At 72.2% G+C, this 12,922-nt stretch carries 12 protein-coding genes; 7 read left to right on the forward strand and 5 right to left on the reverse strand.

Translation table 11 applies throughout. From position 1 onward, the window contains the following. Positions 1–17 precede the first annotated feature (17 nt). The 3 genes from AOM07_RS03815 to AOM07_RS03825 are packed head-to-tail and all read right to left on the reverse strand — an operon-like array spanning position 18 to position 3,659. The gene (locus AOM07_RS03815) at positions 18–1,103 is read right to left on the reverse strand and encodes an ABC transporter permease (RefSeq protein ID WP_062311486.1); all 1,086 of its coding nucleotides are present in this window, start codon (positions 1,101–1,103) and stop codon (positions 18–20) included. Further along, the gene (locus AOM07_RS03820) at positions 1,096–2,136 is read right to left on the reverse strand and encodes an ABC transporter permease (protein ID WP_062311487.1); all 1,041 of its coding nucleotides are present in this window, start codon (positions 2,134–2,136) and stop codon (positions 1,096–1,098) included. The genes AOM07_RS03815 and AOM07_RS03820 overlap by 8 nt, the downstream gene beginning before the upstream one ends. Beyond that, positions 2,133–3,659 carry a sugar ABC transporter ATP-binding protein gene (locus AOM07_RS03825; RefSeq protein WP_062311488.1) on the reverse strand — a complete coding sequence of 509 codons (1,527 nt, stop codon included), beginning with the start codon at positions 3,657–3,659 and terminating at the stop codon, positions 2,133–2,135. The genes AOM07_RS03820 and AOM07_RS03825 overlap by 4 nt, the downstream gene beginning before the upstream one ends. A gap of 243 nt (positions 3,660–3,902) precedes the next feature. On the opposite strand from AOM07_RS03825, the gene AOM07_RS03830 reads away from it, so the two are divergent. Next, positions 3,903–4,916 carry a LacI family DNA-binding transcriptional regulator gene (locus AOM07_RS03830; RefSeq protein ID WP_062311489.1) on the forward strand — a complete coding sequence of 338 codons (1,014 nt, stop codon included), beginning with the start codon at positions 3,903–3,905 and terminating at the stop codon, positions 4,914–4,916. On the opposite strand, the gene AOM07_RS03835 is transcribed toward AOM07_RS03830, so the two are convergent. Beyond that, on the reverse strand, positions 4,913–5,911 hold the full coding sequence (locus tag AOM07_RS03835) for a LacI family DNA-binding transcriptional regulator (protein WP_062311490.1): 999 nt from the start codon (positions 5,909–5,911) through the stop codon (positions 4,913–4,915). The genes AOM07_RS03830 and AOM07_RS03835 overlap by 4 nt on opposite strands. A gap of 103 nt (positions 5,912–6,014) precedes the next feature. Between AOM07_RS03835 and AOM07_RS03840 the strand changes: the two genes are divergently transcribed. The 5 genes from AOM07_RS03840 (at position 6,015) to AOM07_RS03860 (ending at position 11,733) form a co-directional block, all read left to right on the forward strand. Continuing rightward, positions 6,015–7,670 (forward strand): HAD family hydrolase, encoded by a 1,656-nt coding sequence (locus tag AOM07_RS03840; protein ID WP_169748127.1) that lies wholly within the window; start codon positions 6,015–6,017, stop codon positions 7,668–7,670. A gap of 14 nt (positions 7,671–7,684) precedes the next feature. Next, complete coding sequence (locus tag AOM07_RS03845; RefSeq protein ID WP_062311491.1) at positions 7,685–8,593, forward strand: DUF8171 family membrane protein; 909 nt, start codon at positions 7,685–7,687, stop codon at positions 8,591–8,593. Between the two features lie 68 nt (positions 8,594–8,661). Beyond that, complete coding sequence (locus AOM07_RS03850; protein WP_062311492.1) at positions 8,662–10,380, forward strand: ABC transporter ATP-binding protein; 1,719 nt, start codon at positions 8,662–8,664, stop codon at positions 10,378–10,380. Further along, complete coding sequence (locus AOM07_RS03855; RefSeq protein ID WP_228374376.1) at positions 10,377–11,183, forward strand: energy-coupling factor transporter transmembrane component T family protein; 807 nt, start codon at positions 10,377–10,379, stop codon at positions 11,181–11,183. Before AOM07_RS03850 ends, AOM07_RS03855 begins: the two co-directional genes overlap by 4 nt. A gap of 85 nt (positions 11,184–11,268) precedes the next feature. Beyond that, positions 11,269–11,733 (forward strand): hypothetical protein, encoded by a 465-nt coding sequence (locus tag AOM07_RS03860; protein ID WP_156171783.1) that lies wholly within the window; start codon positions 11,269–11,271, stop codon positions 11,731–11,733. A gap of 98 nt (positions 11,734–11,831) precedes the next feature. Here the strand turns inward: AOM07_RS03860 and AOM07_RS03865 are convergent, their stop codons facing one another. Next, positions 11,832–12,521: a GTP pyrophosphokinase gene (locus tag AOM07_RS03865; protein ID WP_439644870.1), complete on the reverse strand. Its 690-nt coding sequence runs from the start codon at positions 12,519–12,521 to the stop codon at positions 11,832–11,834. Between the two features lie 226 nt (positions 12,522–12,747). On the opposite strand from AOM07_RS03865, the gene AOM07_RS14635 reads away from it, so the two are divergent. Next, positions 12,748–12,921, forward strand: a complete 174-nt coding sequence (locus AOM07_RS14635; RefSeq protein ID WP_156171784.1) for a hypothetical protein — start codon at positions 12,748–12,750, stop codon at positions 12,919–12,921. The last annotated feature ends 1 nt before the right edge of the window (position 12,922 follow it).

Genomic DNA, 12,922 nt, shown 5'->3' on the forward strand with positions numbered 1-12,922 from the left:
TTGGCTCGCCTCGGGTATCAGCCCGAGGCCGCTGTCCCTGGGTCCGCGCCCGCATGCGCGGACGTCTCGCCCTTTCTCTTCCCTCGCCTTCTGGCGCGCCAGGACTGGGCCCAGGCGAGGAGGCTCGGCATGACCACGGACAGGATCAGCAGGGTGCCCGTGATCACGTTGATGACGTCGGAGGTGACGCTGGCGAGGCGCAGCGCGCTCGCCATGGCGCCGATGAGCAGCGCGCCGGCGATCGGGCCGTGGAGCGCGCCGCGCCCTCCGAAGATGCTCACGCCGCCGAGCAGCACCGCCGCGACGACGCTCAGCTCGAGGCCGGTCGCGTTGTCGCCGCGTGCGCTGCCGTAGCGCAGCGTGTAGTAGATGCCGGCGAGCGCCGCGACGCTGCCGCTGAGGACGAAGAGGATGAGCTTGGTGCGCTCGACCCGGACGCCTGAGAAGTGGGCGGCCTCCTTCGACTGGCCGATCGCGAAGATGCCGCGGCCGAACGGGGTGAAGTGCAGCAGCCATCCGAACACGACCGCCAGCACCGCGATGAGGATCACGACGCTCGGGATCGGCGTGCCCGGGATCTTCGACGTGGCGAGGTCGCGCCACGTCTCGGGGAAGTCGGTGATCGCGGTGGTGCCGAGCAGCCCGACCGCGAGGCCGCGGAAGAGCGCGAGCGTGCCGATCGTGACCGCGAGCGAGGGCAGTCCCACCACGGTGACGAGGAAGCCGTTGATCGAGCCCGCCACGGCCCCCGCGACGATCGCGATGAGCGCCGCGAGCGCGAAGGGCAGGCCCGCCTGGTGGAGCGTGCCCGTGAGCACCGAGGACAGTCCGACCACCGACGCCACCGACAGGTCGATCTCGCCGGTGATGATGATGAGGGTCATCGGCAGCGCGATGAGCAGGATCGCCGCCACGTCGAGGAACAGGTACGTGTACGTGATGGGCGCGCCGAAGTTGCGGACCGTGAGGCTCGCGTAGGCGATCACCAGGACGAGCGCGCCGATGACGGCCATCTCGCGGGTGAGCAGCACGCGCTGCCACAGCGGACGCTGGAAGTCGCGGTAGGTCCGCTCGGTCGGCGGGGCGAGGGTGGCGTTAGACACGGGTCGACTCCCTCTCCTTCGCGAGCCTGCGTTCCTGTCTGGTCGCGGCGAACCGGTCGAGCACGATGGCGCCGATGATGAGCGCGCCGACCACGGCCTGCTGCCAGAAGTCCTGCACGCCCAGGACCGGCAGCGCGCGGTTGATGGTCATGAGCAGGAAGGCGCCGATCGCGGCGCCGAAGACCGTGCCGCTGCCGCCGAAGATGGCGACGCCGCCGATGACCGCCGCTCCCACGGACTGCAGCTCGTATCCCGAGCCGACCTGCGAGTTCACGGTGCCGTAGCGCGCGGCGTAGAGGACGCCCGCGAGGCCGGCGAGCGCGCCCGACACCATGAACGCGGTGATGAGGCGGCGGCGCACCTTGAGCCCGTACAGCGTCGCGGCGTCCGGGTCGGATCCCATGGCGTAGTACTCGCGGCCGGCGCGCTGCGTCGTCATGTACCAGCCGGCAGCTGCCAGCACCACGAGCGCGATGATCGTGATCACCGGGATGCGCCACACGGCGCTGGTGCCGAGGTCGAGGAAGCCGCGCGGCATGTCCGAGGCGTTGATGCGGTCCGAGCCGGTCCACATCACGTTGATGCCGCGGAAGGCGTAGAGCGTTCCGAGGGTCACCACGAGGCTGGGCACCTTCGCGTAGGCGACGACCAGGCCGTTGACGAGGCCGAGCACGCCGCCGAAGGCGAGCCCGATGAGGAACACCGTGGGCCAGGGGAGCCAGGGCATGTCGACGAAGACCGTGCCGACCAGGTAGGCCGTGAGGCCCATCACCGAGCCGACCGACAGGTCCACGTTGCGGGTGATGATCACCATCGCCTGGCCGACGGCGAGGAGCATGAGGAGCGACGGCGTGAGGAGCAGGTCGCGGAAGCCGTCGTTCGAGAACAGGAAGTTGGGGTTCTTGATCGTGGTGACCACCACCACGAGCACGAACGCGGCGAGCACACCCACCTCGCGCTGCTTGAGCAGGTCGAGGGCGCGGGTGCCGAGGCCTCGCTCGGCGACGCGGTCGCGGACGTCGGTGAGCGTCATCGGGCGTCCTCCAGGCTGTGGGTCGCGGCGTGCATGACCGCCTCGGGGGTGGCCTCCTCGCGCGTGAGGTTCGCGGTGATGCGTCCTTCGTGGACCACGAGCACGCGATCCGCCATGCCGAGGACCTCGGGCAGCTCGGACGAGATCATAAGGATCGCGAGGCCCTGGCCCGCGAGGTCGGACAGGAGGCGGTGCACCTCGGACTTCGTGCCCACGTCGATGCCTCGCGTGGGCTCGTCGACGATGAGGACGCTGGGCTCGGTCGCAAGCCACTTCGCGATGACGACCTTCTGCTGGTTGCCGCCCGACAGGGTGCCCGCGAGCGTGTCGAGCGAGGGCGCGCGCACCTCGAAGCGCGCCGCCCACTCCCGGGCGGACGCGTTCTCCGCGCCGTTCGTGAGCACGCCGTAGCGCGTGAGCCGGTCGCGGATCGTGAGGGTCACGTTCCTGGCGATCCCCGAGTCGAGCACGGCGCCCTGCCGGCGCCGGTCCTCGGGGATGAGCGCGAGGCCGCGGCGCATCGCCGCGGTCGGGTCGCCGCCCGGCAGCGGCTTGCCCGCCACGGTCACCATGCCCTCGTCGTACGGATCGACGCCGAAGGCGGCGCGGGCGATCTCGGACCGGCCCGCGCCGACGAGGCCCGCGAGGGCGACGATCTCGCCGGCCCGCACCTCGAAGCTGACGTCGTGGAAGACGCCGGTGCGGGTGAGCCCGTCGACCTCGAGCAGCACGTCGCCCACCGGGGCGACCACCTTGGGGAAGAGGTCGGTGACGTCGCGGCCGACCATCTCGCGCACGAGCTGGTCCACCGTCGTGTCGGCGATCGCGCTCGTCGAGATGTACTCGCCGTCGCGCATGACCGTGACCGTGTCGCACAGGTCGAAGACCTCGTCGAAGCGGTGGGAGATGAAGAGGATCGCGCGGCCCTCGTCGCGCAGCGCCCGCGCCACCGTGAACAGCCGCTCGACCTCGACGCCGGAGAGCGCCGCGGTGGGCTCGTCCATGACCAGCACCTTCGCGTCGAGCGACATCGCCTTCGCGATCTCGACGAGCTGCTGGTCCGCGATCGAAAGGCCGCGCGTGGGGCGGTCCGGGTCGACGTGGACGCCGAGCTGCTCGAACAGCGCCACCACCTCGTCGCGCATCGCCTTCTTGTCGATGCGGCCGAGCGACAGCGTGGGCTGGCGGCCCATGAAGACGTTCTCGGTCACGCTGAGGTCGGGGAACAGCGTGGGCTCCTGGTAGATCACCGCGATGCCGGCGTCCTTCGACTCCGCGGTCGTGGTGAAGTCGACGGGTTCGCCGAGGTACTCGAACGTGCCCGCGTCGCGTTGGTAGAGGCCCGCGATGATCTTCACGAGGGTGGACTTGCCGGCGCCGTTCTCTCCGATGAGCGCGTGGACGGAGCCTGGTGTCAGCGTGAGGCTGCCCGAGCGCAGTGCGACCACGGGACCGAAGGACTTCGCCACGCCATCGAGCACGAGGGTGGGCGCCGCCGGGGATGCGGCTGGGGGAGCTGTCATCGTCGACCTATCCGCTCGTCTGCGCTTCACTTCGTCGTGAAACGATTCACATACTTCGCAACCTAATGTCCGGCTCGTGGAGTGTCAACGACATCGGGTCTCGAACGCGTAACGATGCGCCTTCTCGGGACGTCGGTCCCTGGCGGAGGGCGCCCGCGTCGCTGCGCCCGTGTCGCGCCTGGGATCATCGATGGAAGGTTTCAGTATCCTGACGGGACCATCCGTATCGATGAGGAGGCCGGAATGTCGGTGAGCGTGCGCGAGGTCGCCGCTCGGGCGGGCGTGTCCGTGGGGACCGTGTCGAACGTGCTCAACCGACCCGACCAGGTCAAGGCCGAGACGGTGGAGCGTGTCCGCGCCGCGATCGACGAGCTCGGCTACGTCCCCAACGCCGCGGCCCGCCAGCTCCGCGCGGGCCGCAGCCAGAGCCTCGCGCTGCTGGTGCTCGACGTCGGCAACCCGTTCTTCACCGACGTGGCGCGCGGCGCCGAGGCTCGCGCGTCGCAGGAGGGTCTCACCGTCCTGCTGGCCAACTCGGACGAGTCGCCCGAGCGCGAGGCCAACCACCTCGACGTCTTCGAGCGTCAGCGCGTGAGCGGCATCCTCGTGTCCCCGGTCGAGGGCGACTACACGCGCCTCGAGGAGATCCGCAAGCACGGCATCCCGGTGGTGCTGGTCGACCGGGGCGCCGACCAGCCGCGCTTCGCCTCGGTGTCCGTCGACGACGCCGCCGGCGGCGCGCTCGCCGCGCGCCACCTGCTCGAGCAGGGGAGGAGGCGCCTGGCGTTCGTCGGGGGCCCGCTGCGCATCGGCCAGGTCGCCGACCGCTTCGCCGGCGCCTCGGCCGCGGTCGCCGAGCACGGCTCCGCCACCCTGCAGCTCTTCGGCACCGACGAGATGTCGCTCGACGAGGGTCGACGCGTGGGCGAGGCCCTGCGACCGCTGATCCGGGAGACCGGCATCGACGGCATCGTCGCGGCCAACGACCTGCTCGCGATCGGGGTCGAGCGCGCGCTGCTGTTCGGGCCCGACCCGATCCGCGTTCCCGACGAGGTCGCCCTCGTCGGCTACGACGACATCTCCTTCGCCGCGTCGGCCGTCGTGCCGATCACGTCGATCCGCCAGCCGCGCGAGCTCATCGGCGCCACCGCCGTCGAGCTGCTGCTCGAGGAGGCGTCGCGCGCCAAGGGCGACCGGCCCCGGCATGTGGTGTACGCGCCCGAGCTGGTCGTGCGGGAGTCGAGCGTCGGCGGCTAGGACGCCGGGCCGGTCGAGGCGCGCACGATCAGCCGCGGCTCGAGCGTGACCTCCGCGACCTCGCGGTCGCCGTCGATCCGCGCGCGCAGCAGCCGCATCGCCTCGCGGCCCATCGCCTCGCGCGGCTGCTCGACCGTGGTGAGCGCGGGGCGCATGAGGCGCCCGGCCTCGGCGTTGTCGTAGCCCACCACGCTGAGGTCGCCCGGCACCTCGAGGCCGCGCTCGAGCGCGTCCGCGAGCACCGCCGTCGCGATGCGGTCGTTGCCCGCGAAGCACGCCGTGGGGCCCCCGGGCGTCCCGACCAGGTCGAGCAGCCGTGCGACGCCGTCGTCCGAGGCGTCGAGCACCATGGGCGCCAGGTCCGCGGCGCGCATCGTCCTCTCGAAGCTCGCGCGGCGGGCCGTGGCCGCGGCCCGGCGGGACGAGGCGACGTGCGCGATCCGCAGGTGACCGAGCCCGAGCAGGTGGGAGACGGCGGCCTCCGCGCCGTGCTCGTCGTTGTTGCGGACCACGCTGACGCGGCGCGGCGGCGCGAACGGGCGCCCCACCATGACGACGGGGCGGCGGGCGGCGGCGCGGTCGAGCGTGTCCGCGTCGAGCATGGCGGAGATGACGATGACGCCGTCCACGCCGAGGTCGAGGATCTCGTCGAGCCGGCGCGCGAGCACGTCGGCCGAGCCGCGTCCGTGGCCGATGATCGTGCCCAGCCCGGTGGCCTCGGCGTCCGCCTCGATCCCGTCGACGACGTCCGCGAAGTACGGGTTCGCGAGGTCGCTCACCAGGAGGCCGACCACCTGCGTCCGCCCGCGGGCGAGTCCGCGCGCCAACGCGTTCGAGTGGTAGCCGAGCTCGTCGGCCACCTCGAGGATGCGCGAGCGGGTCGCCTCGGACACGCCCGCGTCGCCGCGGATCGCGAGGGACACGAGTGACTTGGACACCCCCGCCGCGCGGGCGACGTCGACGATGGTCGGCGCGGGCCTGGCGGGCGTGGTCACCCTGCAGTTCTAGCAGAACGCCAGGTGAACGACGGGGGAACGACCGGCGAACTTGTGGGAACGGGACGGTGTGCGCCTGGAACGCTCCAGTAGCGTCCACGACGTGACCTTCTCCACCCTCTCCTCCCCGGCGCCCGAGGCGCTTGAGGCGGCGGCCGTCCTGCACCGACCGCGCGCCCTGCTGCTCGACTTCGGCGGCGTCATCGTCACCACCGCCAAGCGCGAGACCGGCCTCGACGAGGCCGCCGCGCTCGTCGTGGCGATGCTCGAACGCGGGCTCGTGCCCGTGGCCCCCACCGAGGTGCGCCGCAGCCTCCAGTCGGGGCTCACCGCCCTCACCCACTGGAAGCACGCCTCGAGCCGCCGCCTCGAGCCACGCGAGCTGACCCACCGCGAGATCGTCGAGGACTTCCTCGCCGCGGAGCTGCCGGCCCGCTCCCGCGCGCTGCTCGTCGCCGAGGCCGCGGAGCTGCTCGACGCGCTCCAGACCCTCATCAGCGACCACCACCTGCGTCCCGGCGTGCGGCGCCTGCTGCAGCTCGCGCGCAGCCGCGCGATCCCGGTGGGCATCGTGTCGAACGCCCACTCCGGACGCAGCCACCGGCGCATCCTCGCGGAGCTGGGCGTGATCGACGCGTTCGCCGTGCAGGTCTACTCCGACGAGGTCGGGATGCGGAAGCCGAACCCGCGCATCCTCGAGCTCGCCGCCGCCGCGACCGGCGTCGCGCCCGCCGACTGCTGGTACGTGGGCGACACGTTCGACCGCGACGTGGTCGCCGCACGCCGGGCCGGCATCGGCGTGGCCATCGTCACGCGCGACAAGCACACCGACCACCCGCCGTTCGCGGTCGCGCAGCGTCCGGATGCGGTGTTCGACACGCCCGCCGAGCTCGCCGACGCGTTCGAGGCCGCCCTCGCCGTCCCCGCGGACGCGGCCGCCGCGCCCGAGCCCGCGGTCGACGCCCCCGCCGCCGCGCCCCGCCGCGGCGCGCTGCTCATCGACCACGGCGGCGTCATCTCGGCCTCGCACGCCGACCTCGACGCGCTGCTGACGCTCGGCGAGCACCTCTCGCGGCTGCTCTCGACCCCTGAGGCGCCGCTCAGCGCGGACGACGCGGTCGCGATGATCCGCGTCGCCCGTCGACGCCGCGCCGAGCGCAAGGGCGACTCCCTCGCCGAGACCCGGCCGTTCGAGTTCTGGGTCGAGTGCTTCGGCGCGGACCTCGACGAGCGCGCCCGCGCGGTTCTCGCCGCCGAGTGCGTCGACCTCATGCACCGCTACGGCCGCGCCAAGAGCCGCCGCACGCTGCGCGCCGGCGTCGCGGAGGCGATGACCCACGCCCGGGTGCACGGCATGCCCGTCGTGGTGGTGTCGAACACCCTCTCGGGGCGGGCGGTGCGCGACGCGTGCGCGTCCCACGGACTCGCACCGCTGATCGGCGCGTACGTCTGCTCCGACGAGCACGGCATGCGCAAGCCGCACGCCGGCATCGTCGAGGAGGCGCTGCGCATCGCGGACGCCGACCCGGCGTCCACCTGGTTCTACGGCGACAAGCCCCACGCCGACGCCGAGGCCGCGCTCGCGGCCGGCATCGCGCACCGCGTCATGGTGCGCGGCGGGGCCGTCGCCGACGACGTGCTCGACACCGCGCTGGCCGCCGGGACGGCGACCGACGTGGTGGACGACGCGAACGGCCTGCTCGCGCTCCTGCGGCAGGCCGATCCCACCCCGCAGTCTCCTGTCACCACCCTGTCCTGATGGAGGAGCTCCACATGTCCCAGACCACCGCCACCGACGAGCGCACCGGCAGGCTGCGCGGTACCGTCGCCGGCCTGCCCCGCGACCTCACCGGCTCGCAGAAGCTCATGGTCTTCGTGCTGTCCATGGCGCTGTCCGGCGTCGCCAACCTCGTGCTCGAGATCATCCCCGACGTGACGATCGGCCCGGTCGACGTCTCCGTCAGCTACTTCGTGTTCGTGCCCCTCGCGCTCGTCGCGCTGCTGAACCCGTTCTGGGCCGCGCTCGGAGCCCCGATCGGCGAGGTGATCTTCGTCGACCTGCTCATGGGCGACTTCTCCGGCCTCGCGGAGATCGAGGGCATCATCCAGATGTTCCTCGCGCTCTACATCGCCGGCTCGCTCGTGCGGAACCCGCGCAACCGCCTGCAGATCGCCATCGCCGCCGTCACGGTGGTCGTCATCGACAAGGCGCTGTCGGCGCTGGTCGACCTCTCGAAGGTGTGGATCGGCGTCGAGGACGCCGAGTTCGTCGAGGGTCTGCCCGAGTCGATCCTGCTCCTCGAGGGCATCGGCTACGCGGTCGACATCCTCATGAGCGGCGTCCTGTTCGGCGTCATCCCCGCGATCTGGCTGATCCCGGCCCTGCACGGCCGCATCGAGCCGCTGCTCGGCATGCGTCCCCGCGTCCCCGGCGAGCCCATCCAGGGCTCGGCGCCGCGCAACGCGATGTTCGTCGCGATCGCGGTGGCGCTGTCCGTCGCCTCGTTCCTCTTCGCGTTCCTCGAGGCGTGGGACATCGAGCTCGGCGTGTTCGAGCCCGAGTGGCTCGACACCTACGGCCCGGGCTTCATCTGGGTCGGCGTCGGTGCCGCGGCGATCGCCTTCCTCGTGGGCGTCGCGCTCGCGAGGCTCGCGCGCCGCAACGCCGGCTCCGAGAACTGACACGCGGGTTCCGGGCCGGGGCACCCGCCCCGGCCCGGACCCTCCTCTCCTAGAAAGCAGCACCCCGCATGACCGCCATCATCGAGCTCGACCGGCTCAGCTTCCGCTATCCGGGGGCGACCAGGGACAGCCTCCGCAACGTCTCCCTCAGCATCGAGGAGGGCGACTTCGTCGCCGTCATCGGCGGCAACGGGTCGGGCAAGACCACCCTGTGCAAGACGTTCAACGGGCTCGTGCCGCACTACTGGGTCGGGGAGTTCGCGGGCGAGGCGCGGGTGGCGGGGCTCGACACGTACGACTCGTCCGTCGCCGAGCTGTCCGCGACCGTCGGGTACGTCTACCAGGACTTCCAGAACCAGCTCGTCCGGCCGCGGGTGCGCGACGAGGTCGAGTTCGGGCCCATGAACTTCGGGATGGCGGACTTCGCGGCGCGCGGTGCGGAGGCGATGGCGATGCTCGGCATCGACCACCTCGCGGACCGCTTCGTGTGGCAGCTCTCCGGGGGTCAGGCGCACCTCACCGCCCTCGCGTCGGTGCTGTCGATGCGCCCACGCATCATCGTCGTCGACGAGCCGGTGGCGGAGGTCGACCCGGCGGGCGCGCACGCCCTCTACGAGCGGCTCACGCAGCTCAACCGCGACCACGGCATCACGGTCGTCGTGATCGAGCACCACGCCGAGTTCATCTCGCAGTACGCCAGGTCGGTGATCCTCATGGACGACGGCGCACCCGTGTGGCACCTGCCGGTCGCCGAGGCCGCGGCCCGCGCCGACGAGCTCGCCGCGCACGGCATCCCCGCGCCGCAGATCGTCGACGCGTGCGCCGCCGCCGAAGTCCCAGGCGCCCCGCGCACCGTGGCCGAGGCGGCCACGCTGCTGCGTGACGCCGGCGTCTCGCCGAGCGCCGCATCGTCCCTGCGTGAGGACGATGCGGGGGAGCGCGGCATCGCCGCGGCACCGCGCCCGGTGGTCGCCGCATCGTCCCTCTCGCACGGCTACCGCACGGTCGGCGGCGACCTCATGCCCGTCCTGCACGACGTCGACCTCACCATCCACGCGGGCGACCGCGTCGCGCTCGTCGGCGGCAACGGCGCCGGCAAGTCCACGCTCATGCGGCTGCTCGGCGGCCTGCAGGTGCCGCGCGGCGGCACGATCGTGCTCGACGGGGTCGACACGCGCTCCGCGCCGAGCGCGCGGCTGGCGGACCACGCCGCCTACCTGTTCCAGCGGCCCGAGCAGATGTTCCTCAAGGACTCGGTCCGCGCGGACGTGCTGCTGCATCCGGCCGGGCGCGGGCGCGACGACGCCGACGCGCTCGTCGACCGGGTCCTCGACCGCGTCCGGCTCACCGAGTTCGCGGACCGTGACGGCCGCACCCTCTCCGGGGGCCAGCAGCGTCGCGCGACGCTCGCGATCGGGCTCGCCATGAGCCCCGCGCTGATGCTCGCGGACGAGCCGACCGCGAGCCTCGACGTCGCCAGCCGTGACAGCGTCATCGGGATGCTCGACGAGCTGTCCGACACCATCGCCGCGGCGGTGGTCGCGACGCACGACATGCACCTCGTCGCCGAGTGGGCGACCCGCGTCGTCGTGCTGGAGCACGGGCGCATCGTCGCCGACCTCACGCCGCGCGCGCTCTTCGCGGACGACGCGTTGCTCGCGAAGGCGCGGCTCGTGCCGCCGCAGATCGTGGCGCTCGGGAGGGAGCTCGGCATCGACCCGCTGCCGCTGTCGGTGGCCCAATGGCGCGAGGCCGTCGCGCCGATCCGGACGGAGGCGCTCGCGTGAGCCGCAAGACCAGGGACGTGCTGTCCGTCGAGTGGGTCAAGCTCGAGCTGATCCGCACCGCCTACGCCACGCGCGGCGGGCTGTTCGCGCGGATGGATCCGCGCATGGTGATCGGCTGGTACCTCCTGCTCGCGGTCGCGCCGTGGCTGACCCACAACTTCACGACGATCCTCGCGCTGTTCGTCATCACGGCGGCGAGCGCGGCGCTCGCGCGCGTGGGGCCGCTCGTGCTGGGGCTGTTCCTCATCGGCTTCTTCACGGACTTCCTCTACGCGTTCCTCGCGGCCTGGCTGTTCGGCGGCGACGCCAACACCGCGATCGCGCTGATCGAGATCAACCTCAAGCTCGCGACGGTGTCGCTCGCGTCGATCGCCGCGTTCGTGTCGCTCGACCCGGAGAAGCTCAGCACGGGGCTGCTCGCGCTGGGCGCGCCCGAGCTGCTCGCGTTCGGCGTGAGCTACGGCTACCGGATGATGCCGATCCTCTTCGAGGAGTTCGGGATCGTGTTCACGGGGCTGCGGCTGCGGTCGGCGCCGGGCGCGCGCGGGTTCCTCGGGCTCAAGGCGCTGTGGAGGTGGGGCACCTACGCGGTGCAGGCGTTCTACCCGATCTTCCTCAACACCGCGAAGAGCGTGCGGACCACGGTGGAGTCGCTCGAGACGCGCGGCTTCACGGCCAACCAGGGGCGCGAGCTGCGGATCGCGCGGCTGAGCATCGGCGGGCTCGACGTGGCCGTCGTGGCCGTCACCGTGATGGCCGTGATGACGGCGTTCGGGCTCGGGTCGAGGTGGCCGCTGGGGTGATCCCGGCGTGCCTGGACGGTCCTCCGGCGAGACAATGGATGAGGGGCGTCCACCCCTCCGTGGAGTCGGAGAGAGGGTGATCGACATGGGCTCCACGCTCGCAAGGATGCGCTTCACGATGCTGTGGCTGGTGAGCGGCATCGCCCTTCTCGGCGCGGCGGTGATCTTCTTCTACGAGCCGGACGTGCTCGCGGAGGGCGTCGCCGGCGAGATGGAGGGCGAGCCCGTGACCATGGGCATGGCCCTGATGATGGCGGGCATCGCGGCTCTGCCGCTCGCGCTGGCCGTCGCGTCGCTGTTCGTGCCGGGCCGGGCGAACGCCATCACCAACCTGGTCGGCGGCGTCGCGCTCGGAACCTTCGGGCTGTTCGCGGCGGGCAGCGAGCTCGGCGGGGGCGTGTTCCACGCCCACCTGCTGCTCGCGCTGGTCGGGGCGGCGACCGCATGGACCATCGCGGGCCTGAGCATCGTCGCGCTGCGACGGCACTCGCTGGAGGAGGCGCCGCCGGGCTCGCTGAAGCTCGAGTTCACGGCCACGGCGAAGGCCTGACGGAGGACCGCGGTCGTCTCGGCCGCCCAGGCCTCCGCCTCACCGGGCTCGTCGACGCATCGTCGCCGGCGGGCCCGACGCATCGTCCCGACCGTGCATCACGCCTGCGGGCCGTGGACCTGGCGGTGGAGCCGCGCCATGCGCGCGTCGAGCTCCGCGGCGGTGGCGGCCGCCTCGCGCAGCTCCTCCGTGAGCTGCTCGGGGACCGCTGCGTCGTACTTGTAGTAGATCTTGTGCTCGAGGCTGGCCCAGAAGTCCATCGCGATGGTGCGGAACTGGACCTCGACGGGGACGGCCGTCCTGCCGGTCGACAGGAAGACCGGGATCTCGATGACCGCGTGCAGGCTCTGGTAGCCGTTGGGCTTCGGGTGCGCGATGTAGTCCTTGACCTCGCGCACGGTGATGTCGTCCTGCTGGGTGAGCAGGGAGAACAGCCGGTGGACGTCGGCGACGAACGCGCAGGTGACCCGCACGCCCGCGATGTCGGTGATGTGCGCGCGGATCGAGTCGAGGTCGCGGGCCACGCCCTTGCGGCCCACCTTCTCGAGCAGGCTCTCGGGCGACTTCACGCGGCTGGAGACGTGCTCGATGGGGTTGTAGTCGTGCAGCTCGAGGAACTCGTCACGCAGGATCGACAGCTTGGTCTCGACCTCGCGCAGGCCGAACTCGTACTGGAGCAGGAACCGCTGGATGTCCTGGCGCAGAGCCTTCACCTGGTCCGCGGTGACCGGCGGGGCGCTCGCGTGCCCCAGGGTCGCCATGGTCTCGAACGGTGTGATCTGCGTCATCGTGTCCCTGTCGTCGTCGGCCGGGGGCGGTGCGGCCCCACCCAGTCTGACGCGTGCCGCGGGCGCCGGGTTCCCCTCCGGCGCCGATGCCGCGCGACCCTGCGCGAACGCGGGCTCGCCGTCAACCGTGCCGTCGCCGGGTGTTCGCCCAGCGTTCACGTGGCGGTCGCCCCGCGCGCGCTTTGCCGGCAGCAGGCTGGAGGCGACGCCGACCCGAGGGGGAGCCATGGACGCTCGACAGACGGCCCGCACCGAGCAGGCGCGATCGGACAACGCGCATGAGATCGCCGTGCTCGCGGCACGCATCCGGCAGGTCTCCTCCGAGGCCGCCGTCCAGGGCCTCGCGACCAAGATCGCGCGCATCGCCCGGAACCTCGAACGCGAGCGCGCCGCGCGCTAGC

Origin of the sequence: Demequina rhizosphaerae (genome assembly GCF_000971255.1) — a bacterium.
In the GTDB taxonomy this organism is placed as follows: domain Bacteria; phylum Actinomycetota; class Actinomycetes; order Actinomycetales; family Demequinaceae; genus Demequina; species Demequina rhizosphaerae.

Coding starts and splice junctions, on each gene's coding strand:
- AOM07_RS03820 (WP_062311487.1), bottom strand. CDS start 2,136: ATGACGCTCACCGACGTCCGCGACCGCGTCGCCGAGCGAGGCCTCGGC.
- AOM07_RS03825 (WP_062311488.1), bottom strand. CDS start 3,659: ATGACAGCTCCCCCAGCCGCATCCCCGGCGGCGCCCACCCTCGTGCTC.
- AOM07_RS03830 (WP_062311489.1), top strand. CDS start 3,903: ATGTCGGTGAGCGTGCGCGAGGTCGCCGCTCGGGCGGGCGTGTCCGTG.
- AOM07_RS03845 (WP_062311491.1), top strand. CDS start 7,685: ATGTCCCAGACCACCGCCACCGACGAGCGCACCGGCAGGCTGCGCGGT.
- AOM07_RS03850 (WP_062311492.1), top strand. CDS start 8,662: ATGACCGCCATCATCGAGCTCGACCGGCTCAGCTTCCGCTATCCGGGG.
- AOM07_RS03860 (WP_156171783.1), top strand. CDS start 11,269: ATGGGCTCCACGCTCGCAAGGATGCGCTTCACGATGCTGTGGCTGGTG.
- AOM07_RS03865 (WP_439644870.1), bottom strand. CDS start 12,521: ATGACGCAGATCACACCGTTCGAGACCATGGCGACCCTGGGGCACGCG.
- AOM07_RS14635 (WP_156171784.1), top strand. CDS start 12,748: ATGGACGCTCGACAGACGGCCCGCACCGAGCAGGCGCGATCGGACAAC.